The sequence below is a fragment of the Phaeobacter sp. JH204B genome (assembly GCF_048055755.1).
GTDB classification, from domain to species: Bacteria; Pseudomonadota; Alphaproteobacteria; order Rhodobacterales; family Rhodobacteraceae; genus Phaeobacter; species Phaeobacter bryozoorum.
The window spans coordinates 106259-131106 of sequence record NZ_JAYMXF010000008.1 but is presented as its reverse complement, the minus strand read 5'-3'; the positions used below and the strand labels follow the sequence as shown (position 1 = coordinate 131106).

At 63.0% G+C, this 24848-nt stretch carries 17 protein-coding genes; 5 read left to right on the top strand and 12 right to left on the bottom strand.

Annotated elements, in window-relative coordinates; genetic code table 11:
- Nucleotides 1-10: 10 nt before the first annotated feature.
- The 4 genes from VXL81_RS04045 to VXL81_RS04030 all read right to left on the bottom strand — a co-directional run bounded on the left by VXL81_RS04045 (nucleotide 11) and on the right by VXL81_RS04030 (nucleotide 4948).
- Nucleotides 11-874: a carbohydrate ABC transporter permease gene (locus VXL81_RS04045; RefSeq protein WP_340544503.1), complete on the bottom strand. Its 864-nt coding sequence runs from the start codon at nucleotides 872-874 to the stop codon at nucleotides 11-13.
- Nucleotides 874-1977: an ABC transporter ATP-binding protein gene (locus VXL81_RS04040; protein WP_340544505.1), complete on the bottom strand. Its 1104-nt coding sequence runs from the start codon at nucleotides 1975-1977 to the stop codon at nucleotides 874-876. The genes VXL81_RS04045 and VXL81_RS04040 overlap by 1 nt, the downstream gene beginning before the upstream one ends.
- A 7-nt stretch (nucleotides 1978-1984) precedes the next feature.
- Complete coding sequence (locus VXL81_RS04035; protein WP_340544508.1) at nucleotides 1985-3061, bottom strand: ABC transporter ATP-binding protein; 1077 nt, start codon at nucleotides 3059-3061, stop codon at nucleotides 1985-1987.
- A gap of 153 nt (nucleotides 3062-3214) precedes the next feature.
- Entirely contained in the window at nucleotides 3215-4948 is a 1734-nt protein-coding gene (locus VXL81_RS04030) for an ABC transporter substrate-binding protein (protein WP_340544511.1), read from the bottom strand.
- Nucleotides 4949-5275: 327 nt separating this feature from the next.
- Here VXL81_RS04030 and VXL81_RS04025 point away from each other — a divergent pair, with 327 nt between their 5' ends.
- Nucleotides 5276-6406, top strand: a complete 1131-nt coding sequence (locus VXL81_RS04025; RefSeq protein ID WP_416553030.1) for a THUMP domain-containing class I SAM-dependent RNA methyltransferase — start codon at nucleotides 5276-5278, stop codon at nucleotides 6404-6406.
- A gap of 15 nt (nucleotides 6407-6421) precedes the next feature.
- On the opposite strand, the gene VXL81_RS04020 is transcribed toward VXL81_RS04025, so the two are convergent.
- Complete coding sequence (locus tag VXL81_RS04020; protein WP_416553028.1) at nucleotides 6422-7276, bottom strand: 2-dehydro-3-deoxygalactonokinase; 855 nt, start codon at nucleotides 7274-7276, stop codon at nucleotides 6422-6424.
- Nucleotides 7277-8122: 846 nt separating this feature from the next.
- Here VXL81_RS04020 and VXL81_RS04015 point away from each other — a divergent pair.
- The 3 genes from VXL81_RS04015 to VXL81_RS04005 all read left to right on the top strand — a co-directional run bounded on the left by VXL81_RS04015 (nucleotide 8123) and on the right by VXL81_RS04005 (nucleotide 11390).
- On the top strand, nucleotides 8123-8866 hold the full coding sequence (locus VXL81_RS04015) for a sugar transferase (protein ID WP_416553026.1): 744 nt from the start codon (nucleotides 8123-8125) through the stop codon (nucleotides 8864-8866).
- 75 nt (nucleotides 8867-8941) lie between these two features.
- Entirely contained in the window at nucleotides 8942-10000 is a 1059-nt protein-coding gene (locus tag VXL81_RS04010) for a CpsD/CapB family tyrosine-protein kinase (RefSeq protein ID WP_416537279.1), read from the top strand.
- A gap of 103 nt (nucleotides 10001-10103) precedes the next feature.
- Nucleotides 10104-11390: a DUF874 domain-containing protein gene (locus VXL81_RS04005; RefSeq protein WP_416553024.1), complete on the top strand. Its 1287-nt coding sequence runs from the start codon at nucleotides 10104-10106 to the stop codon at nucleotides 11388-11390.
- Nucleotides 11391-11412: 22 nt separating this feature from the next.
- Here VXL81_RS04005 and VXL81_RS04000 read toward each other — a convergent pair whose 3' ends face one another.
- Nucleotides 11413-12777, bottom strand: a complete 1365-nt coding sequence (locus VXL81_RS04000; RefSeq protein ID WP_416537280.1) for an oligosaccharide flippase family protein — start codon at nucleotides 12775-12777, stop codon at nucleotides 11413-11415.
- Between the two features lie 144 nt (nucleotides 12778-12921).
- Between VXL81_RS04000 and VXL81_RS03995 the strand changes: the two genes are divergently transcribed.
- Nucleotides 12922-14139 carry a glycosyltransferase gene (locus VXL81_RS03995; RefSeq protein ID WP_416553022.1) on the top strand — a complete coding sequence of 406 codons (1218 nt, stop codon included), beginning with the start codon at nucleotides 12922-12924 and terminating at the stop codon, nucleotides 14137-14139.
- Between the two features lie 18 nt (nucleotides 14140-14157).
- Here the strand turns inward: VXL81_RS03995 and VXL81_RS03990 are convergent, their stop codons facing one another.
- From VXL81_RS03990 to VXL81_RS03965, 6 genes are read right to left on the bottom strand one after another with little or no spacing between them, the layout of a single operon-like run.
- Entirely contained in the window at nucleotides 14158-15000 is an 843-nt protein-coding gene (locus VXL81_RS03990) for a glycosyltransferase (RefSeq protein WP_416553020.1), read from the bottom strand.
- Nucleotides 14997-17570: a hypothetical protein gene (locus tag VXL81_RS03985; RefSeq protein WP_416553018.1), complete on the bottom strand. Its 2574-nt coding sequence runs from the start codon at nucleotides 17568-17570 to the stop codon at nucleotides 14997-14999. The genes VXL81_RS03990 and VXL81_RS03985 overlap by 4 nt, the downstream gene beginning before the upstream one ends.
- Nucleotides 17567-18469: a hypothetical protein gene (locus VXL81_RS03980; RefSeq protein ID WP_416553016.1), complete on the bottom strand. Its 903-nt coding sequence runs from the start codon at nucleotides 18467-18469 to the stop codon at nucleotides 17567-17569. Before VXL81_RS03980 ends, VXL81_RS03985 begins: the two co-directional genes overlap by 4 nt.
- Nucleotides 18466-19179 (bottom strand): 4'-phosphopantetheinyl transferase family protein, encoded by a 714-nt coding sequence (locus VXL81_RS03975; RefSeq protein WP_340544530.1) that lies wholly within the window; start codon nucleotides 19177-19179, stop codon nucleotides 18466-18468. Before VXL81_RS03975 ends, VXL81_RS03980 begins: the two co-directional genes overlap by 4 nt.
- The gene (locus VXL81_RS03970; protein ID WP_416553014.1) at nucleotides 19176-23813 is read right to left on the bottom strand and encodes a MupA/Atu3671 family FMN-dependent luciferase-like monooxygenase; all 4638 of its coding nucleotides are present in this window, start codon (nucleotides 23811-23813) and stop codon (nucleotides 19176-19178) included. Before VXL81_RS03970 ends, VXL81_RS03975 begins: the two co-directional genes overlap by 4 nt.
- Nucleotides 23810-24775: a glycosyltransferase family 2 protein gene (locus VXL81_RS03965; protein WP_416553045.1), complete on the bottom strand. Its 966-nt coding sequence runs from the start codon at nucleotides 24773-24775 to the stop codon at nucleotides 23810-23812. The genes VXL81_RS03970 and VXL81_RS03965 overlap by 4 nt, the downstream gene beginning before the upstream one ends.
- Between the last annotated feature and the right edge of the window lie 73 nt (nucleotides 24776-24848).

Sequence of the window (24848 nt, the reverse complement as noted above, 5' to 3'; positions counted from 1 at the left end):
TATCAGATCCTCAATTCTGGTCGTCTTTGGTCATCAGCGTGTAAAACAGCCAGCTGACCAGAAGCGTGATTGCGAAATAGATGAGCGACATGGCGGCAGCCGGGCCTAGGTCGAACTGACCAAGGGCGATCTTCACCAGGTCGATCGACAACAGCGTGGTGGAATTGCCGGGTCCGCCGCCGGTCAGAACAAACGGCTCGGTGTAGATGTTGAAGCTGTCCATGAACCGCAACAGGATCGCGATGGTCAGCACCGTCTTCATCTTCGGCAGCTGGATGAACCGGAACACGGCCCAGTTGGAGGCGCCGTCGATCTTGGCCGCCTGATAATAGGCGTCGGGGATCGACACGAGACCGGCATAGCTCAGCAGTACCACCAGCGAGGTCCAGTGCCAGACATCCATGGTCACGATGGTCACCCAAGCCGCAATCGGGTCCTGTGTCATATCATAGTTGATGCCCAGCACGTGGTTCAGGAAATACCCCAGGAGGCCGATATCCGGCAGGGTGAAGATGTTCCACATCGCGCCGACCACATTCCACGGGATCAGCATCGGCAGCGCCATGGTCACCAGACAGACCGGCACCCAGAACCCCTTGCGTGGCATCGACAGCGCAATGGCGATGCCCAGCGGCACCTCGATGATCAGGATCAGGAAGGTGAACAGGAACTGGCGTCCCAGCGCGGCATGGAACCGGTCAGAGCGCAGGATCTGCTGGAACCAGTCGAGCCCCTGCCAGAAGAACACGTTGTCGCCGAATGTCTCCTGAACGGAGTAGTTGACGACGGTCATCATCGGGATCAGCGCGTTGAAGGCAACGAGCAGAAGGACAGGCAGGACAAAGAACCACGCCTTTTGGTTTTCGGTTTTCATTATGCCTGCTCCTCGGTCGCGGTGGCAGATTGGGCAGCTTCTGTCGCGATCCAGCCATCGACATAAAGCCGGGTCTGGTCCTGACGGAAGGACAGGTGGACCGCCTCGCCCTTGGCGGGGCCTGCACCTTCGATCACGGCATTGATCCGCTGGCCTTCAGCTTCACATTCGACAACGGTGTGCCGCCCGACATCCGAAACCTTGGTCACAGTTGCAGGCAGGCCGTTCGCGGCGAGCGTGACAAACTCGGGCCGGATGCCGACCTCGGTCTTGCCTTTGGCGTCACCCAAAATCGGGCCTTCCAGTGCAATCGGCTGGGTGCCGATATAGGGCTGGCCTGCGCGCAGGTCGCAAGGCAGCACGTTCATGCCAGGTGAGCCGATGAAATGGCCAACAAACGTATGTGCGGGGCGTTCGAACAGCTCAACCGGGGTGCCGATCTGTACCACCAGACCATCCTGCATCACCACCACCTGATCGGCAAAGGTCAGCGCCTCTGTCTGGTCATGGGTCACATAGATCATCGTGGCCTTCACGCGCTGATGCAGTTCTTTCAGCTTCGAACGCAGTTTCCACTTCAGATGCGGGTCGATCACGGTGAGCGGCTCGTCGAACATCACGACGTTCACATCCTCGCGCACCAGACCCCGGCCCATGGAGATCTTCTGCTTGTTGTCCGGGCTCAACCCTGCGGCGCGGGTGTTGAGCAGATCAGTCACTTCCAGCATCTCGGCAATGGCCATCACGCGCTCTTTGACCGTTGCCTCGTCACGGCCGCGGTTGCGCAGCGGAAAGGCGAGGTTGTCGTAAACGGTCATGGTGTCGTAGATCACCGGAAACTGGAACACCTGCGCAATATTGCGCTGATCTGGGGGCAGTTTGGTGACATCCTTGCCGTCAAAGAGGATCTGCCCTTCGGAGGGCACCAACAGGCCGGATATGATGTTCAGCAGCGTGGACTTGCCGCAACCCGAAGGACCAAGCAGGGCATAGGCACCGCCATCGGTCCAGTCGAGGTCGATTTCCTTCAGGGCGTAGTCGGATTCGCTTGAGGGGGTCGGCACATAGCTGTGCCGCAGTTTTGAGAGTGTAATTTTTGCCATTTGCGCCTCACGCCACGCGGGAGCCATCAGGGGCAAAGACATATGCCGCCGAGGGATCCATATAAAAATCATGCAGTTCGCCGACCTCATAGGGGTGAACCCCCGCAGCAAGGGAGACCCAGCTGCCGTGATCTGCATCCAAGCCCATGTCGAAATGGGCACTGCTTTCAGAGCCGGACAACTCCGTCACCTGCACCCGGCCCGACAGCTGCACCGTGGTCGCAGGGCTGGCGATCGGCAGAACGTGGTAAGGGCGGATCGCGATGGTGTAGGGGCCATCTGCCAGATCTGCCGCCGCGCCGGTCAGCGACCAGCTGACGTCATTGCCCAGGCGCGCTGTGCTGCCCTGCTTCACGATTGGGGCGGTGTTGATCGGCGGATCGGAGAATACGCGCGCCGCTGCGACATTATCGGGGTTGCGATAGATATCGGCAGTGGTGCCGAACTGGGTGACGCGGCCATCCTGCATCAGCGCGGTCTTCCCACCCAGCAGCAGCGCCTCTTCCGGTTCGGAGGTTGCATAGACCACAACGGCGCCACGACCAGCAAACAGCTCGGGCAGCTGATCGCGCAGCTCTTCGCGCAGCTTGTAGTCGAGGTTCGCCAGCGGCTCATCCAGGAACACCGCACGGCTTTCCTTGGCAATTGCGCGGGCCAGCGCGGTTCGCTGCTGCTGACCACCGGACAGCTCATGCGGGCGACGGTGCAGCATCGGGCGCAGCTGCAGGATGTCTGCGGCTTCTTCGACGCGGCCTTCGATCTCGGACTTCGCCATACCAGCCACCTTCAGCGGCGAGGCGATGTTCTCGTAGACGGTCATATGGGGGTAGTTGATGAAAAACTGGTGCACCAGGCTGATATTGCGCTTCTGAGTGCTGAGCGAGGTCACATCCTGACCATCCATCAGCACCTGTCCGCTGGCAATCGGGTCAAGACCCGCCATCATCTTGATAAGAGAGGTCTTGCCTGACCCGGTGGCGCCCAGAAGGACGTTGAAGTGACCTGGCTCCAGCACAAGGGAGGTTTCCTTGATATGCAGCTGGGCGCCGACGCGTTTGGTCACGTTTCTGAGTTCGAGTGCCATCTTGCTTTGACTTTCCGGCGGACGGCCTGTTGCGCGCGGCATGCGCGATCTAATTTTGGGAAAAAATTGCCCCGGAGAGGGCCAGCCACGCTCCGGGGCGAAAGCGGGGAGCGCAGCGGATAGATCCGCGCGCTCCCCACGGGGAGGAGGGGGTTACTCAGATGCCCAGCGGGCAACCAGCTCGTCATAGTTGACGGTCTGGCCCTGCGGCTTCTCATTCTCCAGTTTCGGCTTGGCGCCGCCATTGGCATACCACCACTCGGCGTCTTTCTCTTCGTTCAGACGCGGGCCGCAGCCGCCATAGACATTCGCCTGCTCGTCTGCACGCTGCATACGGGCCATGGTGATGTCCATTTCCTCGGCCAGACGGTCCATGGCTTCCTGCGGGGTGAAGGCGCCGGAGTTCACGTCACCGATCTGCTGCCACCAGATCTGGGCCAGCTTCGGATAGTCAGGCACGTTTACGCCGGTCGGGGACCATGCAACGCGGTCGGGCGAACGGTAGAATTCGACCAGACCACCCAGCTTGGGCGCACGCTCGGTGAAGCTCTCGTGGTTCACGGAAGAGTCACGGATGAAGGTCAGACCAACGTGGGATTTTTTCACGTCAACGGTCTTGGACACAACAAACTGAGCATAGAGCCAGGCCGCCTTGGCGCGATCAACCGGGGTGGATTTCAGGAAGGTCCAGGAACCCACGTCCTGATAGCCAACCTTCTGGCCTTCTTCCCAGTAGGGACCGTGCGGGCTGGGCGCCATCCGCCACAGCGGGTTGCCCTCGTCGTCAACGGTGTTGTTGCCTTCGGACTTCGGCTTCACCATGTCGGCGGTGAAGGCGGTGTACCAGAAGATCTGCTGGGCTACGTTGCCCTGTGCCAGAGCGGGCAGCGACTGGTAGAAGTCATAGGATGCAGCACCCGGAGGGGCGTATTTGCGCAGCCATTCGTCCCACTTGCGGATCGCATAGACCGCAGCCGGACCATTGGCAGCACCACCGCGGGTCACGCTTGCACCGGCAGGGTTGCAGGAATCCGCTTCCATGCGGATGCCCCATTCGTCGATCGGCACACCGTTCGGCTCACCTTTCGAACCGGCACCGGCCATCGACAGCCAGGCGTCGGTCATCCGCCAGCCAAGGTCAGGCGCGCGCTTGCCGTAGTCCATGTGACCAAAGATTGTGGTCCCGTCGATTTCCTTGACGTCTTCGCTGAAGAATTCGGCGATGTCTTCATATGCGGACCAGTTGACCGGAACGCCCAGGTCATAGCCGTATTTTTCTTTGAACGCGGCCTGCAGGTCTTCGCGGTCAAACCAGTCCTTGCGGAACCAGTAGAGGTTCGCAAACTGCTGATCAGGCAGCTGGTAGAGATCGCCATCGGGACCCGTGGTGAACTGGGTGCCCATGAAATCGCCGAGATCCAGACCGGGGTTGGTGACGTCGAAGAAGTCGCCTTCCATCATGTCGGTCAGGTTATAGGCCAGTTGCAGGCGCGAGTGGGTGCCGATCAGGTCGGAATCGTTGACATAGGCGTCATACAGGTTCCGCTTGGTCTGCATTTGCGTCTGCACGGCCTGAACCACTTCACCCTCGCCGAGGATCTGGTGATTCACCTTGATGCCGGTGATTTCCTCGAACGCCTTGGTCAGCACCTCGGATTCGTAGCTATGCGTCGGAATGCCTTCGGACAGGACGTTGATTTCCATGCCCTTGAACGGCTCGGACGCCTTGATGAACCATTGCATCTCCGAGAGCTGTTCATCCTTGGTCAGAACCGAGGGCTGGAACTCTTCGTCGATCCATTTCTTGGCAGCGGCCTCATCGGCATAGGCTGCCTGTCCCGCGACCACGGCAATAACCGCGGCTGCGGACAAAAGATACTTCCGCATCTTTCTCCTCCCTAGTGATTTATTGTGGCCAAAGATGCCCCGTGGCACCCGGCTGACAAACAGGTTCCATACCGCAGTCTATCTTGTCAAACTAATTTTTTAGTTTGTCGTAAGGTGCTGAATTTTAAAGGTAAGTAAATCCACCTTGAGGCGAGTGATCTGACCGTGCGGATGGGCTCTGCGGTGCTGCAGCGCGGCAATCGTCGCGGGAATCCCACTGTGCGCGATCCGCACTTGCGTGCACGGCAACGGTAGCGGCCATCGCCGCCGCGCCGAATGGCGAAATTTGCCGTCGCTGACAGGGGGTTTTGCCGCTAAGGAGAGGTCATGGATACATGTGATACATTCGAGATCTTCCTGACCGCCCCTCCGGGGATGGAGCAGACCCTGCAGCGCGAAGCGACGGAGGCTGGCTTTGCCGGTGCCAAAACGGTACCCGGTGGCGTCACTTTTGAAGGCGGCTGGCCCGATGTCTGGCGCGCCAATCTGCAATTGCGCGGTGCCGCGCGCGTGCTGGCCCGTATCGGTTCTTTCCGTGCGTTTCACCTCGCGCAGCTCGACAAGCGCGCCCGCAAATTTCCCTGGTCGGATGTGCTGCGCGCGGATGTCCCGGTCCGCGTGGAGACCACAACCAACAAGAAATCTAAGATCTACCACGCAGGTGCGGCCACCCAGCGTATCGAACGTGCGATCACGGAGGAGCTTGGCGCCGAGATCAGCGCCGATGCCCCCATCACGGTGAAACTGCGGATCGAGGATAATCTCTGCACCTTCAGCGTCGATACCTCCGGCGAGGGGCTGCACAAGCGCGGTCACAAGACAGCCGTGGGCAAGGCGCCGATGCGCGAGAACCTCGCCGCTCTGTTCCTGCGGGACTGCGGGTATGACGGGCAGGAGCCCGTGGTGGATCCGATGTGCGGCTCCGGCACGTTTGTGATCGAGGCGGCCGAGATCGCCAGAGGGCTGTTTCCCGGCCGCAGCCGCAGTTTTGCGTTTGAACAGATGGCCAGCTTTGATCCCGATGCCTGGCAGGCCCTGCGTGCTGAGCAGAACCCGCGCCAGACCAGCGCACGCTGCTACGGATCCGACCGCAATGATGGCGCGGTTGACATGGCCGCCGCCAATGCCGAACGGGCAGGGGTCGGCGATCTGGTGACCATTGTTCAGCAGGCGGTCAGCGAACTGACGCCACCGGATCTGGGTCCGGAGGGCAAACCGGGTCTGGTGATCGTGAACCCGCCTTATGGCGCGCGGATCGGCAACAAGAAGCTGCTCTATGCGCTCTATGCGGCGCTTGGGGAAACGCTGATGGCCCGTTTCAGTGGTTGGCGCGTCGGCATCGTTACCAGCGAGACCTCCTTGGCCAAGGCGACGAATTTGCCCTTCAAACCCTTTGGTCCGCCGGTGGCCCATGGCGGTTTGAAGATCCGGCTGTTCCAGACCAATCCGCTGCCATAGGCGCTCTGGCAGATCCTAGGATGTGATGCCCCGCCAGGCCCGGACCAGACCGGCCAGAGCCATGCGATCGGCGTCGGTACGGGTAACCGGCACGCCCTGGTGATTGAGCGCAAGACAATAGGGCACATCCAGCGGCGCAGCTGCGATCAGTGCAACATTCTGCCCTAACCAATAGGGGCGCGCCGCCGACAGCTCTGCACCAAGGAGCAGCCCCCAAAGACGCGCAGAGATTTCGCTGTCTGATCCGTCCCGCAGAACCTGAAGCTCGGCCAAACGCGCGGCCAGGGCTTCAGGTTTGGACTGGATGGTTTCCATCGCCGCTGTCAGAGCGGTGCGCTCGGCACTCTGAAATTCTGCGCCCCCCTCAATGCCCAATCCCGGCGCCAGGCTGCGCCACAGTCCGGGTGTCAGAAAGCTCTGAAAACTGACCACTTCCTCTGCGCTGATCAGTGCCCAATGGGTCGTCGCCCCGGCAATGCAGATCACGCCGTCCCAGTCGGGGTTGAGGCTGAGGAACCCCGCAATGCGATTGACGGCACCGCGCATCACTCCAACAGGGGCGCTTTGTGACAGCCCGCCAAGCAACCGCAGCGGATGCGTCCCCAGCATCGCCTCTCCCATCGGCAGCTCCGTGACCTTGGCAGGCACCGCGATCGTGCCCGTCGTGCCGCCCCGCAGGCTGTCATCATTGAGCAGGATCGGCGTCTCCGGGGCGCAGCCATGCAGCGTGCCAACCAGCCCTGCCAGATCCGCCATCAAATCGGCGCCTGTGCTGGCGGAGACATGTTGCACGGCGTCCCCTTCGTTCATCAGCCAGACCATCAAGCGACCGTCTGCGTGATCCGCAGCCACCCAGTTGGCAGATTTCATCGGGGCGGCCCCGGCGGTTGATGCAGAGGATGGCTCAGAAGATGCAGCGCACATGTCGATGTCCTTTTGCCCAGATCCCGAAACGGGAATGTGGTGACGGCGGTTTCCGGCACCAGGCCCCTCCTTGCCAAGTTCCGGGTCAATGATCAACGTCAGCCCCGGATTTGGCGCCATTTGGCTTCAGGCGACAATCGGGCCCGGATTGGCGCTAATTTTGTTTCGGCAATGGCGGGGAAATGGTTAACGGATCCAGCCGCCCGATGAAGAAGGTTAACATTCCTTATTGGATAAGCCGGGCCTGGACTCGAATTTAGCCATGAGTCTTGGTTGATTCCTTATACTTTTGGGTAGGCTGTGGAGATAGTTCCTATCCTTTAGGGGAATTGTTTCTCAGTTGGCGCCCTGATTTACTGAAAATTGAGCGAATACTGCCGTATCTCCGATTTTACTGAGATTTGCGTAAAATTGCTTTATTAAGAAATGGCCGCAATTGCGGTTCGGAGGGCGACCTGAACGGGCCGCCTGATTGGGACGAAGGTGCCAGCCTCATGGGGGTGCGGCTGGAGAAGAACCATCGATCTTATTGGACTTGGGACCCGGGGCGCTGTCGTGCCGGGATACTCAGATTGGTGCGAGTACGCCCGCTTTCGCGGGGCAATGTCGCTGTTGTTTCAGCGCACGGGTGAGGATCGCGGGGGCGGTCCTAGATTGGGGTTGGAAATGAAGGATTTCGTGCAAGAGGGGGCTGCTCGCCCGTCTGGTGTTTCGGTCGGTCGGGCGACATGGTCGCGCTGGCCGTTGGTCGGAAACGGCTATCCTGTGGCATTGGTCAGGGAAGCGCGTTTTGTGTCTGTCGCCAAGTCCGTTGCCAATATGAATGCAGAGCTTTCGGCGCGATCATCTTCGCCGCGCCGGGCGCTCGACAGTCACCTGACCGGACTGCGCGCCGACGTTCAGGCCCAGTCCTCGAAAATGTCTCGTCAGGGTTATGCCGTTTTCGGCAAACGTATGCTCGATATCACGCTGGTTCTGCTCACGCTGCCGATCAGCCTGCCCTTGATCCTGATGGCCGCGCTTGCGCTTTGGCTGGAAGGGGGCAATCCCTTCTACACGCAGGATCGCCTTGGTCTGCGCGGGCGGGTATTCTCGATCCTGAAGCTGCGCACCATGGTGCGCGATGCCGACAAGCTGCTGGAGCGTTATCTCGCCAGCAATCCGGCCATGCGGCGCGAATGGGACGAGACGCAGAAGCTGAAGGCAGATCCGCGCATCACGCCGGTCGGCCGCTTCCTGCGCACCACGTCACTGGATGAGCTGCCACAGCTGTGGAATGTTCTGATCGGTGAGATGAGCCTGGTTGGCCCGCGTCCGATGATGCCGGATCAACTGTCGCTCTACGGCGATGCCACCGCCTATTTCGATCTCAAACCCGGGATTACCGGTCTCTGGCAGGTCTCGGTGCGCAATGAAAGTGGATTTGCCACCCGCGCCCGCGCCGATACCAGCTATCACGGCGACCTGAGCCTGCGCACGGATGTTGATCTTTTGCTGCGGACGGTGGGTGTCGTTCTGCGAGGCACGGGATATTAACCGATCGCATCTAACTGTGATGGGCCGGACTATAGGCGCATCTTGCCTAACGTGGTAGAACTGCGAGGGGGTTTCATGAAAGATGCGATCAACGACGCGGAGGCCCCTGGCACCTGTGGACAGAAACTGGAGTGGGACGACCCCATTGCAATGACGCAACAAGGCTTTAAGAGATTTCGCCGCCGCAAGGGGCGCAACTCCTCGGACCCAGAGCATGACACGGCTCTGACCGGGCAGCCTCAGTCTGCGCCGAACGCGCCACAACAGGGCGGTGAAAGTGCCCGAGAAATGGCGGCTGCCGCGCGCAGCGCGCAGGCCGATGAAGGCAGACGTTTTGCCCGGCGCCCTGAGAGCAGCAGAAACAGGCCGCTCGAAGGGATCTCAGATACGGATCCAAAGCCGCAGCGCCTGCCCGCGACCCTGCCCGAGATGTGGGAGCGTCTCCACCGCGTCCCACTGGACATTCGTGGTCATCAGGTGGCGCGCTCGCCGCTGGTGAATTTCTTTCGCAACTCCCCCACCGCAAACGCCTTTGACCTGCTGCGCACCCGCCTGCTTCACAGTCTGAAGGCACAGGGCTGGAAGCGGGTTGCCATCGCGGCGCCGACAGCCGGGTGCGGGGCCACGTTCTCTGCCGTCAACCTCGCGCTCAGCATGGCGCGGGTTCCGGGGACACGCACGGTGCTGATGGATCTGAATTTTCGCAGACCCGGTGTCGCCTCCGCGCTGAAACTGCCACCGGCCGGCGATATGCCGGGCTTTCTATCAGGGGAGCTGACGCTGGCAGAGCATCTGATCCGCCCCGCCGCCTCCCTGGCCGTCGGGCTGACCGCAGCCCCGGACCGCAACGCCGCCGAAATCCTGCATGACGGGCGGTGCGCCAGCGTGATCGACGACATGGTGCTAAGCACGGGCGCGGATGTGACATTGTTCGATCTGCCGCCGGTTCTGGAACATGACGATACCGCCGCCTTTCTGCCGCAGGTCGATGGCGTTCTGCTGATTGCCGACGGCACCCGTACCACGGCGGCACATCTCGCGGCCTGTGAAAAACTCTTTGATGGTCAAACCCAGTTGCTGGGCGTCAGCCTGAACCGCGCGCGGGGCGCCGGTTTGCTGCAATTTGGCCAATAGATCCGACCGGGGACCTCGCCGAGGTCCCTGATCCCGCCTCCCGGCGCGCGCGCCGTTTCTGAACCGACGACCAACCGCAACCAACCATCAAACGAGCCGACACATGGGACCGATCCGCACTCTGGATGACATTTTGGATATGCTGCGACGGCGCGCGTCGGTGATCCTTTGGGTTGTCCTGCTGGGTGCCATGGTGTCGCTATGGGTCGCGGCAAAGCAGCAGCATTTCTACGAAAGCTCGGCGGTCCTGCAGATCACCCGGCCGAAGATCGCCGACGAACTTGCCAAATCCACCGTTGACGGATCTTCGGCGCGGCGGCTGCAACTGATCGAGCAGCGTCTGATGGCGCGTGGTTCGGTCCTGGAAATCATCGAGAAATACGGTCTCTACAAGGAACTGCCAGGCCTTGTCCCCTCTGAAAAGGTGGCGCTGCTGCGCGACTCCGTCTCGCTGACCGGGGTTGCTGCCGCGCGGGAGGGGTTTGCCGATGACGGCACGATTTCGGTGCTGACCATCTCGGCGCTGATGCCGACGCCGGAACAGGCGCAGGCCGTTGCCAGTGAATTCGCCACCCGCACGATTGAACTGAGCCAGAGCTCGCGCATCGAACAGGCCCGGGAAACCCTGACCTTTTTTGCCGACAAGGAAGCCGCGCTCATCGGTGAGGTGGCCGAGCTCGAGAATGAGATCACCGCCTATCGCAACGCCAATAACGTCGCACTTCCCGGCGGGATCGAGATGCGCCGCGAGGAGATTTCATCGCTCAATACCGGCTTGCTGGAGATCGAGCGCGAGCAGATCGAGCTGCGCAGACAGGCGGATCAGACCACATCGAACCAGCGTCAGGCCACAGCCCGTCGCATGCTTGAAGTCTTTGAGGAGAAACTGGCCACGCTGGACGCGCAGCGCGAACTGCTGCTGAACCGCAGGTCGACGCTTGAGCGATCGCTGGAAACCACACCGGAGGTGGAGCGCCAGCTTGGCGTCTATGAACGCAGGATGAGCCAGCTGCAAAGCGAGCTGGATGCGATTTCTCAGCGCCGGACCGAGGCGGAAGTGGGCTTTCGCCTGGAGGCCTCGCGCCAGTCGGAGCGCTTGAATATCATCGAATCCGCGCCGCTTCCGGACTATCCGGCAACAGGCGGGCGCAAGAAAAAGGCACTGATGGGCGGTGTTGCCAGTATCGGACTGGCCCTTGGTATCGCCTTCCTGCTTGAGCTGCGGCACCCGGTGCTGCGCAGCGTGGCGCAGATGGAGCGGGAGACCGGCCTGACACCGGTTGTTGCGATCCCCTATCTGGACACGGCACCCCGGCGGCGCGGCTTCCTCGCGCGGCTGCGCAGAGGCTTCAACAGGCAGCGCCCGCCGGGGGCCGAAGCAAGCAGCTGAAAGAGGCGTTCGGTCCTGGTTCTTAGCCAACTGCGGCGATCATCGCCGTCAGCCTGTCCCAGTGCCACCAGATCGCGGACAGGCCAACCATCAGAGCCAGAACCATAAACAGCAGGTCATGCAACGGATCCCAGACATGGTGTTTGCAGGCCAGCCAGATCATCACCGGATAGGCCATTACCATCGCCAGCCCCAGCGCGGCGATCCCGCCTGTCAGTCCAAACAGCATCACCCCGGCCAGAAACAGCACCGTCTGCGCAATCCCCCGCGCCGCCGTAAAAACAAAGAATGACCGGCTGTCCCCGGCGGCCAACGCGGCCTGATCATAGGTCATGGTGATCACAGCCGGGGCCATGGCAAGCGCGATCAGAACCACCATCGGACCGGCATCGCCATATCGCGCATCATAGAGCAGATCGACAAGCCAGGGGCCAAGCCAGGCCATCGTCAGCAGGATCGACAGGATCATCATGCTCAGCCCGGCGCGCAGCTGGCGCTGTTTGCGCCGGTACTCCGGTGCGGCATGGGCAGGCTTGTCGCGGTAAACCGGGATCATCAGCCGCTGGTTCACCGCATGGCCGAGTGCCATCGGGAAGCTCGCCAGGAAAAATCCGATATTGTAGATACCAAGCACGTCCAGCGGGACGAACTTGCCCAGAATGGCCCGATCGCCCTGCGAGGTCAGAAACCAGAAGGCGGTCGACAGAAAAATCCATTTGCCGAAATGCAGCAATTCACGCAGCGCCGTCGGCTCCCATCGAAACCGGCTGGGCCGTCCCGGCAGTCCCAGATGCACGCTCAGCAGGAATACGCCTGCCTGCAGGACACTGCCCAGGACCAGTGCCAGAACCGATTGCGTCCACCAGGCCAGCAGAACCATGGCGCCAATGCCAATGGCCTGGCTGATCAGCTCCAGTGCCGTTAGTCGACCGACCAGCAAATGGCGATGCGCCGTCTCAACGCGGATCGGGTCAAATCCGTTGAGCACCAGCGCGATACCGGCAATCGGCAGGTACCACAGCAATTCCGCTGCGCCATAGAATTGCGAAACAGGCCAGGCCAACAGCAGGGTCAACCCCCACAGGACAAAGCCACGCACCACCTGCACGCTCCAGGCCGTGTCGAGGAAATCCGGATCGTCACCGCGCTTGCTCTGGGCAATGGACGGACCGATCCCCATATCGGAAAACAGCGCCAGCCCGGTGACCACAACGCTGACCAGCGCCATCAGGCCAAAGGCTTCGGGGAACAGCAGCCGCGTCATCACCAGATTCGCCGCCAGCCGCAGCGCCTGACTGCCGCCATAGCCGATCATCAGCCAGGAGGCCGAGCGCAACACGCGGGCGGCGAGGCGTTCTCCTTGGAAAAGCGACAGGACCTGCTGCATCAATATCCTCGAGGTTTTGCGATACACTTGCGATACTGATCCTCAAAGTCGTCAATTCCGCGGCATGATCGCGGCAATGCTGGGCAAGTGCGACAACTGACGATAGCCTGCGACAAGTCTTGCATAAAATGGGCCATCGTCCTCGTGAAAATAGCGTATATTCTCAATACCTATCCGCAGCCGTCGCATAGTTTCATCCGGCGCGAGGTACAGGCGCTGGAGCGCCAGGGTCACGTGATCCATCGGATCGCCATGCGGCGCAGCAGTGCCCCTCTGGTGGATCCCGGCGATCAGGCCGAGCAGGCGCGCACCATCTACGTCCTCGACCGGGGTGCAATCGGTCTGCTCCGGGCGCTGATGCGGTCTGCTCGCAGGACGCCGCGACGTCTGATCGGCGCGCTCCGCATGGCCTGGCGCCTGGGGGCGGCGTCGCAGGCGGGGCGTCTGCGTCATCTGATCTATCTGGCCGAGGCTGCCTACGTCGCCGATTATGCCGCGCAGCAGGAGATCGCCCACCTGCACGCGCATTTCGGCACCAATGCGACCACCGTTGCACTTCTGGCCTCTGAATTGGGCGGGCGGGGCTATAGTTTCACCACCCACGGGCCAGAGGAATTCGACGCGCCGCAACCCTTGTCCCTGGGGGAGAAACTGAACCGCGCCAGATTTGCGGTAGCCATCAGCAGCTTTGGCCGCAGTCAACTGAGCCGCTGGGCGGCCTTTGGCAGCTGGGAGCGGTTGAAGGTGGTGCATTGCGGGATTGAGCCTGCACGTTTTGCGGATCCCGCGCCATTGCCGGAAGGCGCATTGCGGATTGCCGCCATCGGTCGCTTTGTGGAGCAGAAAGGCCAGATGATGCTGATCGAGGCCATGGCGCATCTGGTCGCGGATTATCCCGATCTGCATCTTGCGCTGATCGGCGATGGTGAGATGCGCCCCGATCTGGAGGCCGCCATAGCGAAGCACCGGCTTGGCGATCATGTCACGCTGACCGGCTGGCTCTCCGAGGCTGATGTCAGGGCCGAACTGGCCCGCGCGCAGGCGCTGGTGATGCCCTCCTTTGCCGAAGGTCTGCCCATGGTGGTGATGGAGGCCATGGCAGCCGCACGTCCGGTTATTGCCACCTATATCGCGGGCACGCCTGAACTGGTGCTGCCGGGAGAGACCGGCTGGCTGGTGCCTGCGGGTGATCCTGCTGCTCTGGCGCAGGCCATCCGGGATCTGGCAGCGACGCCCCATGCCAAACGGGTTGCCATGGGGCAGGCCGGGCGCGCCCGGGTTCTCGAGCGGCACGACAGCGACACAGAGGCCGCAAAGCTGGCGGCGCATTTCCGATCGGCGATTGCTGGGCAGTCCAGCTAGGCCAGCGCAATGGCCCGCCTAGCGGCCCCGCGTCCAGCGGGTTTCCTGTCGGCCGCGAAACATCGGCGACTTCACCGCGATGGCAACAGCCGCATAGGACATAAATCCCGCCGGGTCGCGCAGCGCCCGCGCGACAATTGCTGCGGGGCCAGGGCGGGTGACGTCCTCATTGGCCAGCAGTGCGGGGAACCGCGCGGCAATCTCTGCAACCCCGGCATTCTGGCGTCTGCGCACGCGCACCAGATTGCGAAACCCCTCGATCAGCGGCCATTGGTAGCTTGCCTCCAGCCGGAGCCGCTCGTGCGGCGCAAAGCTGAGGCGCGCGTAGATATCGTCGGCGATTATGTCCGGCCAGTCTTCCCAGCGCCCGCGCCCGGCCCGGTTCATCGCAAAGAGGCCAAACCCCGGCACCCCCTGCTGGACAAAGGGCAGTGTTTCCCAGAACCGCCCGTAAAGGCGGCTGATCAGGCTCTTGGCCGGAGCCAGCCGGGGCGACCCGCTGGCATAGCGCGGCGCGGTGCAATCCAGCGCGTGGCATATCTGCGCCATCAGCGGTGGGGTGACACACACATCGGCGTCAAGATACACCAAGATGCCACCGGTGGCCTGCGCTTCTCCCTGTTGAAGAGCCCCGATCTTGCCGCCCTCGCGCCGATCAATCACCCTGCAATCCCACCCGGGCGGCACCGTCACCGCCTGCGCCGCCGCGACCGTGGTGTCAGTGCAACCGTTGGCGATCACCAAGACCTCGGCGGTGGCACCATCCGGCAGCGGATCACTGGCAAACAGCGCCGACAGACACGACCCGATATAGCCCGCCTCATTATGTGCGGGGATCAGCACGCTCAACAGCGGTTTCATTTCGCCGCCTCCACAGCGCGCCAGCGCGGGTTGTCGTCGGTCAGATAGCGCAGGCTGCCCCAGCTGCCCCATTTTCCGGGTGTCGAAACATCCGAATAGGCGGTGAACAGACTTCCGCCCAAGGCGGGCCAGCCCTGCAACAGGCTGCGATACAGGCCGCCCATCTCCTCGGTGTAATTGAAATGGCTGAAAAAACCGGTCAGCATGTCGTCATCGACCATCGGACCCAAGCCAACCACGTGGCTGCCGCCCTCATACATGATCAGGTCGAGCCCGTTGGCCTCTGCAACTTTGGCATGATAGGGCAGAACCCGCCCCAGAAGATCGCTGATCGTGTCGTCTGAACTGCCGGAGACCAGCCCGTCCTGCAATTCTGCCGCGGCCAATGCGCTGGCGGCATCATATTGATGCGCCTCGACAAAATCGGCTGCGGCGGTTCCGCTGAGACCCTTGGCCCTGGCGGCGGCCTCAGCCTGCTCGCGGCTCTGGGCAATCCAGGCGCGCAGAATTGGCGCGCGTTCCGGCAGGCCGAGAACGCCGCCGAAATAGCCGGTCACCGCATAGGCGTCAAAAGCGCGGGCCGGCGGTCGGCGCGTGGCATCTTCGGCAACCCAGAGCGGCGCGGTCAGCACCTGTTCCTCCAGCCCCAGCCACCCGGTCTGGGTAGAGATAACGCGCACCAGCCGGTCATCGGCCGCCGCGCCAAAAACCTCCGTCCAGATCGCGGCAACCTCGGCAGCGCGGCCACCGTAGAATTGCATCCACAGATCCTGGCCACCCCAGCGGCCGCGGGCCTGATCATCAGCCCAGACCGCCTGTTCGAATTGCCAGTTCCAGACCTCGTTGGAATATTCCACATAGGCGGTCAGCGCGGGGTCCAGCTGCTCCCGCACCAGCCGCGCGTAGTTACGGACATAGCTGTCGTCGGCCATATGGGGCAGGGTGAACCAGGGCGCGGTGCCAAGCTGATTGGCCAGCGCCACCAGCACCTCCGCTGGCGCACCTTTGGCCGCCCAGCTGTAGTCCTGCACCCTTGGGCGATCCTCCCAGCCAACCTGCGTGCTGTCGTTGGTGGCCATCCAGTCCATGAATCGCAGCGCTGCAAACCCACGCATCCGCGCCATGAAATCCGGATTGAAGATGGCGCCGGCCTGCCAGTCCGGTAGGTGTTTTTCCATCACCACCGCGATGTTGCGGATATAGTCACCGGTTCCCTGCCGGTCGCTGCGCTGAATGCGGATTTCGACCGCGCCGGGACCGGGCGTATAGTCAAAGCGGATTTCGGTCTTGCCGTAGCGGATGTTCTTGGCCCGGCCCGTCACCTCGACAATCCCGTCGCCGTCAAACAGCAGGACATAGCGCCCAGAGAGGCTGGCGGCCTCCGCAGGCAAATCGGTGAGGATCAGCGTCCCGACCGAGCCAAGCTCCGGTGGAATTGCGGTCGGCCAGCCATCAGGGTCCAGATATCCCGCTGCTGCAAGATCGGCATAATCCGCGCCCCCCCATTGCCCGGCCAGATGACCAATCCACGGACGGGCAGTTTTGAAATGGTCGAGAAACGGAGCCTGCGGGCTCCAATCGGCAATCGAGGCCAGGTTCATCGCAATCGGCTGATGCGGCACCTCGGCGCCCTGGGGTAGCCCCTGCGCTGCGGCGATGTCGCGCGGCGCGCTGGTCTGGCTGGCCGGAACCACTCGGTTCAGCGCAGGCAGCATCGGGTCGTCGGGCAGCGGCGGCGGATCGGCAGGCAGGGCTGCCCGCTGCGTTCGGTCCTGAGCGGCATCCCAGGCGATCTCCTGCAGTCGTCGCGCCAGGTCCGGCGCGGGCGCCTCGTAGCGACCGCCCCATTTGGAGCGCAGCTGGTGCGGCAGCCCCACCGGAGACTGACCGGTCAGCACCGCGTATTGCAGCGCGGACAGAAAATAAAACCCAAGATCATTGGGGTGGATATCATCGGCAAAGACATCTTCGATCCGCGCAAGGCCCGGCACCGTACCTGCCTGTATGGCGTCATCCAGTCGCGCCATCGCCTGACCGGCCTTGAGCAGCCTGATCTCTCCGCCGGTCTTTTTGTTGACCGTGTCGACGACCTTTTGCCAGCGCGGCAGATCCGCGGCCAGCCGGTCGCGCCATTGCATTGTCGCCCCCGGATCAAAAGGCACCTCAACCCCGGTTCCGCTGTTCAGGCTGTGCCAGGTTTCCTGCAGATAGACCTCAACCTCAGGGTTGGCGGTGTGGGCAAGGTTGTAGAACTGCGTCAGCGCCCCCTCGGTATCGCTCCACTTCAGGTGGTTGGCGAGGGGGATCGCCTCGGTCACGATCAGCGCATCCACGCCTTCGGCCAGACGGGTGCGGGCATTGATCCCCTCGGCCTGATCGGCATGTGTCCAATTGTAGCTGAGCGGCGCGCCGTTGATGATCTGCGCCTCGACCCTGACCTCTTCGGCGATCTGTCCGGCAGTCGCGGCCGGTTGCCGGGCCAGGAGCTGGTCCAGCATCACCGGATTGTCGGGTCCGAACAGGGAATGCCCGACCATGACGACACTGGCCACCAGATCTGCCAGCGTCATGGGGAAACACCGGTGCGGGGGTGGCGCGTGACCACCTGCCAGACGATCTCCTGCACCTGCCGCGCGGCTTTGGCGCTGAAAGCATCCGCAGGCGAGCCATCGGCGCGTTGCAGCTGATGCGGCAGGCCAACCGGGGAGCGATGATACAATGTGCTCACATGGGTAAGCACCACGATATAGGCGCCCAGATCGTTGATATGGATCTGATCCAGCGCGCCCTCATCGGTGCGGGCAAACAGGTCTTCGCGGCGGGTCAACCCGTCAATCTGTCCGGCCTCAGCAGCGCGCACGACGGCGGCCATCACCTGTCCTGCCGGGATCAGATAGGCGGGACGTCTCGGATTGCGGCGGCTGTCAGATCCGGCCAGCCCGCCCAGCCAGAGCTGTTCCAGATCACCGTCGATCCGCTTCAGCCAGCCATCCGGCGTATCCAGCGGGTGCCAGGTCTCATAGAGGTATATCCGCGTCCGATCCGACCCCGCCCGGGCCAGATCAGCCCAGCGGCGAAAGTATCGCGCGCCTTTGAAATAGCGCAGCGCGTCGCGCAGTTCGACCATCTCCGTCAGGATCACGGCGTCATACTCACCGGAGCCAACCGCCTCGCGTGCATCTCGCCAGACCGGAGGGTGATTGACTTGATCGAAATGCAGGATATCCAGATCCGGCTCCCAGTGATCCTGCAACGGGGTGCCCGACCCCAGCTGGCTGTTGTAGCTGTGCCCTTCCGGTGCCAGCTGCCACACCATATGCGGCATATCGCGACCAACCAGCGAATGGCCAAGGTGGAACACCCGCATTGGGCCCGTCGGGGCCTTCAACAAGGGCAGGGCAAAGGGGCTGGCCTGCGCGCGCAGTGGCAGCAGCGACAAGAGGGCGAGAAATCCGCGCCGTCCGATCATCGTACCTGTGGCAGCTGTGCGGCGGTCGCGATCAGCCCCTCCCCGATAACAAAACGCCCGTCAATGGCGTCGCCTTTTCGAAACGGCAGCTGATCCGCCGTGAACCGCGCGCAAAACGTCCCGCTGATCTGATCGGTGCCCTGCGCCAAATCCATCTCCAGTTCCATCCCGTCAAAGCCAAAGAACCGCTCGCTCAGGCGGTATTGACATTTATAAGCCGCTTCCTTGGCCGAGAATATCACTTTGGCGAGCTGGCCGGGGCTGTTTTGTTGTGCGAGCCAGTCACGCTCGGCCGGGCGGCAGATCTGCGGGATCAGGTCATCCGCCAGCGGCGTGTCCTCCTCCACGTCGACCCCGATCCCGCGCATCTGTTGGGGCAGGGCCATAACGGCGACGGCGGCGCTGTGACAATGGCTGATCGAGCCGACAACCTCAGGCGGCCAGACCGGCGCCCGTTTGGGGCCGACCGGAATGGCGCTGGGCGTCATGCCGAGGGACGACATCGCGCGATGCGCGGCAGCGCGGCCCGCCGCAAACTCGCGCCGCCGCTTCTCGACGGCATTTGGCGACAGGCAGGCGGCCTCCTCAGGGAAGGGCGGAGGCGGATCGTCCTGCGGATCGCAGGTTTCCACCACGACACAGGCGTCAAACAACCGGCGGATCAGCGCCTTGTGCCGGGCGCTGCGTGAGAGCGGATCGGCAAGGCTCATCCGCTGCGGGCCTTGCGGTTGGCCCGCATCGCGCGGCGTTTCGACATCATATCGGATTTTGCCGCCGCATCGACGGCGGGGGCGGCGGTGTCCTCTGCCGGGGCCGCTCCGGTCAGCGTGTCGATATGGCTGGCCAGCCCCGACAGCGTCGGAAACCGGAAGATATCCGTGATCGAGAGCTTCGGCACATCCAGAGCGCCGCGAATGTCGCGGTGGGCCTGCACAGCCAGCAAGGAATGACCGCCGAGGGTGAAGAAATTGTCCTCCGCCCCGATACCGCTGACCCCAAGGATCCCGGCCCAGATCTCGGCAATCTTGCTCTGTGCTCCGGCGCTGAGCGGGGTGTCCGAGGTGGAAGCAGTGATCCGCACCGGTTTCGGGTCTGGCAGGGCCTTGCGGTCGATCTTCTTGTTCGGCGTCAGCGGGAAGGCGGCGAGATGTTCGATATGGCTTGGCACCATGACGGCAGCGAGCTGCTGCGCCAGCGCGGCCTTGAGCGCTGCCTGATCCGGCGGCAGCGCGCCGGTGACATAGGCAACCAGCCGGGTGTCTGCCCCGCTGTCGCGCGCCACCACAACCGCGCCGGTTATCCCGTCCATGGCTGCAAGCGCGGCCTCGATTTCGCCCAGCTCGATCCGCTGGCCCCGGATCTTGACCTGATGGTCACTACGGCCGAGGAATTCCAGCTGGCCATCGCCGCGCCAGCGGACCAGATCGCCGGTGCGATAAAGATGGGTCGAGGTCACCCCGGCGCCCGCATCGCTAAAGGGATCGGGAATAAACCGTTCCGCAGTCAGCTCGGGGCGCTGCCAATACCCGGCGGTGACGCCTGCGCCGCCGATCAGCAGCTCCCCCGGCACTCCGACCGGCTGCGGGGACAGATCCTCCTTGACGACATAAACAGTGGTATTGGCAATCGGCGCCCCGATTTGGGCGGTCCCGGCGGGCACGCCGGATAGGGTCTGCATGGTTGACCAGATCGTGGTCTCCGTCGGTCCGTACATATTGTGGATCTCTGCGCTGGTCGCCCCGCGCAGATCCGCGACCAGATCTCCCGGCAGCGCCTCCCCGCCGATCAGCAGGTGCGACAGCCGCCCCAGCACCGGGCGCGCATCGGCATCCGCGGTGATCATCCGCGCCATCGACGGGGTGCATTGCATATGGGTGACGCCATGGCGCAGGATCTGCGCCGCCAGCGAGACATCCTCCGCCGCCAGTTCCTGCGGGGCATTGGCAAGACGCAGCACCTCCGCAAGGGGTTTCAGCCCCTCCAGCACCACCTCGGGCGCGATGCCGTAGTCGATCAGACAGGCGATTTCATCAACGCCAATCCGCTTCAGCTGTTCGACCCGCTGCATGGCATCGGCAATGGTTCCAAACAGGCCGGAGTCTTCGAAATACCGTTCAAAGGCGAAGTCCAGAATGGCCTCCAGCTCCTCTGTCGAGAGCATCCCGAGATCCATTTCAAACGGGTTTTTCACCCCCTCGGGTTTCTTGAACGCGGGGAAGGCCCAGGCGTATTGCTTGATCAGACCGGCCGCTGCGCGCAGGTAATCCTTCATCGGTTCACGGGCCGTGGCGCGGGCTTCCTCGCGGGTATCGGCAAGATAGCTGTGTAGCATCAACGTGACCTTGTGATCGCGCGGATCATGACCAGCCGCGCGCAGGGCGTCGTGGTATATGGCGATCTTGCCCGCGACTTCGTCGATGCTCTGGCCCAGCAGATGGGTCAGCACATTGGCCCCGATGCTGCCAGCTTCGCGCCAGGTCTCGGGGTTGCCGGCCGTTGTCACCCAGACCGGCAGTTCCTTTGACACCGGGCGCGGCTGGGTCAGCACCGCGTGGTCGCCGCCATCCTTGCGCGGGAAGGCAACCTCCTCGCCGCGCCAGAGCTTGCGCACGGTCTCGATCGCCTCAAACAGCGCAGGTTTGTTGGCGGGGGGGGTGTTTTCGGGGCGCAGGATGAAATCATCCGGCTGCCAGCCCGAGGCAAAGCCAATACCGGCGCGGCCGCCGGTCAGATTGTCGATCACCGACCATTCCTCGGCAATGCGGGCCGGGTGGTGCAGCGGCGCCACGCAGGAGCCCGCGCGCACACCGATATTCTTCGTCACCGCAGCCACCGCCGCGCCGGTTACCGCCGGGTTCGGATAGGGGCCGCCAAAGGCGTGAAAATGCCGCTCCGGTGTCCAGACCGCGTTGAACCCGTGCTGATCGGCGAATTTCGCGCCCTCCAGCAGCAGTTCATATTTGCGCGGACCGGGGCCGTCGTCATTGCCCCAGTAGAACAGGTTGAAGTCCATGCCCCGGTCGCTGGTTGCGATGGGGCCATTGGACAGCTGCAACCGTGCCTCATCACTGGACAGCACCAGCTTGAAGCCGCGCGACAGGGTCCAGAACAGCTCAAGCACGGAGATATCAAACGACAGGCTGGTCACTGCCAGCCAGCAATCGCCCGGCTGATGCGGAACCCGCTGGTCCATCGCGGCAAAGAAATTTGCCACATTGCCATGGCGCACCATCACCCCCTTTGGGGTGCCGGTAGAGCCGGAGGTATAGATCAGATAAGCCAGATCCTGCGGTCCCGGCTGGGTGGTCGGCCCACCGCTGCCTGCGAGTGTCTCCGGCAGATCATCCAGACAGAGAACATCGGCAGATGCGGTGCCGGGCAGCTGGTCGCGCAGACGGCTGTCGGTCAGGATCACACTGGCCGCGCTGTCGGTGATGAAATGCGCGATCCGATCCGCCGGATAGGCCGGATCAAGCGGCACATAGGCCCCGCCCGCGGCCATGGTCGCCAGCGCCGCGATGACCAGCGCAGGGCTCCGCCCCAGATAGATGCCGACATGGCTGCCCGGCGCAACACCCCGGTGGCGCAGCAGCGCCGCCAGTTGTTCCACCTCCTCAGATAGCTCCGCGTAGGTCAGGCTTTGATTTTCGTAGACCAGCGCTGTGGCCTCCGGGGTCCGCGCCACCTGGGCTGCAAATTCTGCCGGGATGGTGGTGTCCTGCGTCCCGGTCAGAGCGGTTTCATTCCAGGCCACCAGCATCTGTTGCCGTTCGGTCTCTGGCAGCACGGGCAGATCGGCAAAAGTCCCCTCGGCCGCTGCGTCGCGCGCTGCTACCAGCATGTTGATCCGAGCGATCAGCAGGTCGACGGCCTGCGCATCAAGGCGTGTGCTATCAGCCTCCAGAGTCAGCCTGCCATCCGTCAGGCAAAGCGTCGCCGCACATCCCGCAATGGGCCGGTTGCTCCCCAGATTGCAGCCGATGTCGGGGCAAAGGCCGCTGCCTGCGGTCTGCCGCAGCTCTGGCGCGCGGGCGATCAGATCGGATGCGAATCCGCCGCTGTTGCGGATGCTGTCGAGATCCTCGCGCAGGCGGGTTTGCAGGTCTGCCAGGTAGCTGTCGCGGCTGGATTGCATCGGCACCCAGTCACAGATCATCCCTGTGACCGCCGCCTGTTGCAGCGCATCATTGCTAAGCGCGATCCCCGCAGCCTCGGACCCTGAACTGCACAGCGCCAGGGCAAGCGCCGTGGTCACCGCATCGGCTTCCGTCATGGCATGGCCGTCGGGCAGGTTCAGCGCGTGGCTGGTGATATCGGCTCTGGCATCGCCCGCGGGTCTGGCAAGCGGCAGATCCGTGGCAGGCAGCGCGGCGAGGGCCGCGCGCCATCTGGCTTCGCTTGCCTGTGTTGCGGCCAGCCGCCCTGTCAGATCGCGGCGCGTCTCCGCATCCAGCTGCCGCAGCACATCCCCGGTTTGGACATGGGTGCCGGCGCGGATCAGGCGACCATCGCTATGGTGCAACCCCAGCAGCCGCAGCGCGCCGTCGCCGCAGGCCAGCGTGACGCTGGTGTCGTCGACGGCTAGCACGGTGCCCGGTGCCGCCGATCCCGGCACCACCTCGGCAGAGCCGATCAGCACCACCGGCGCGCTGTCCTCCGTGCCCAGATGTAGCTTGGCCGCGCAGAGCGGGTTCCAATAGCCGTTGAAATCAAGCGCGCGGATCAGCCGGTGCACATCAGCCGCGGGCTGCGACAGGTCCAGCAGGGCGCCGGCTTCGGGCCGATCAGCGCGGGTATAGAGCTTGCGGGTGCTGAAATCCTGCGCCTGCCGCGCCAGCGTGTCGGTTTCCAGCTGGCTCAGCACATCGCCGAAGCTGTCCATCGCCGCGGCGTAGCATTTGGCGTTGAGACTATAGGCCGTCTCATCCCCGGCAATCTCAAACAGGCGCTGGGCGAGGATATCGCCCTCATCCACACCGCCCTCGATCATATGCCAGGTGATACCGTATTCCGTCGCCCCTTCGATCAGGGCCCAGTTCGGCGTATTGAGACCGGCATAGCGCGGCAACGGTCCATCATGGAAATTGACGCCGCCCTTGGTCGCGCGGGTCAGCACGCTGTCGGGGATGATTTCGAGATTGGCGATCGACAGCAGCCAGTCCACCGATCCGCCAAAGTCGCGCGCATCCTCCAGCACGCTCAGCCCCTTGTCAGCGGCCCACTGGCGGATTTCGGCGTCTTTGGTCACCACGGCGGCGATGCTGTGGCCACGGGCCATCAGGGTGTCGGCACAGGCGACAAGCAGCGATTCATTGCCAAGCACGATACAGGAGAATGGGGTCATTTCTGCTCCTCCGGTTGAGACGGGGTCTGGCGCGTTTCCATAGGCTGGGTTTGGCGGCGGCGAAAGATCGCGCGGCTATGATGCACAATCAGGTCCCGCAGAAAATGGGGCGGATCCGAGGCGGGTTTGTCCGACACCAGCCGCCGCAGCCCATAGAGCAGGCTGCCCGTGATCAGCGCCAATGTGGCTCCGACCGTATAGGCGCGCCCATGGGTGCTGAGAAAGTAATGCAGCCTGCTGTCGAACCAGTATTGCGGTGTGCGCTGCCAATCCTTCATCCCGGTTGAGGCGGATCCCACATGGGCCACCTCGCTTTCCGGCAGATAATGCGTGCTCCATCCGGCGCGGGCGGCACGGTGGCACAATTCGGTTTCCTCGAAATAGAGAAAGAAGGTCTCGTCAAAACCTCCAACCGCCTCGATCACCTCGCGTCGGATCATCAGGCTGGCACCAGCGGTCCAATCCAGCTGGGTTGGCTCGGTCGGGATCTCCATGGGCACCACGGCATCTTTCAGCAGGCGGGTCACGATGCCGGTCCGCACCGAGGATTCGAATTCCCCCGCAATGGTCGGGAACCGGAAGGCGGTGCAATGGGGCGTCCCATCGGTGCCCCGCACATAAGAGCCGACCAGCCCGGCGGTTGGTGTGGCCTGCAAGAAATCCCGCAATGCGCGGATCGCTCCCGGCTGCACAAAGGCATCCGAGTTCAGCAGATAATAAAACTCAGGCGCGCTGCCATCGGCGAGGCCGAGGCGAAAGCCGATGTTCATGCCCGCCCCAAACCCGCCGTTGCGGTCGCTGGCGATCAGGCGCAGGCGGCCGCTGTCCAGCCAGCCACGCTCCTGCACCGCCGTCAGCAATTTGTCATAGGACCCATCGCCAGAGCCATTGTCTATGATCACCACCTCACCTTGCAGCGCGTTCATCTGCTCCAGCGCGGCGGCGGCACAGTCCAGCGTCATTTCGGGCGTCTTGTAGTTCAGGATGATGGTCAGAATACGCGCCGGTTCGGCCCCGGCTGCCGGGCGCGCGCAG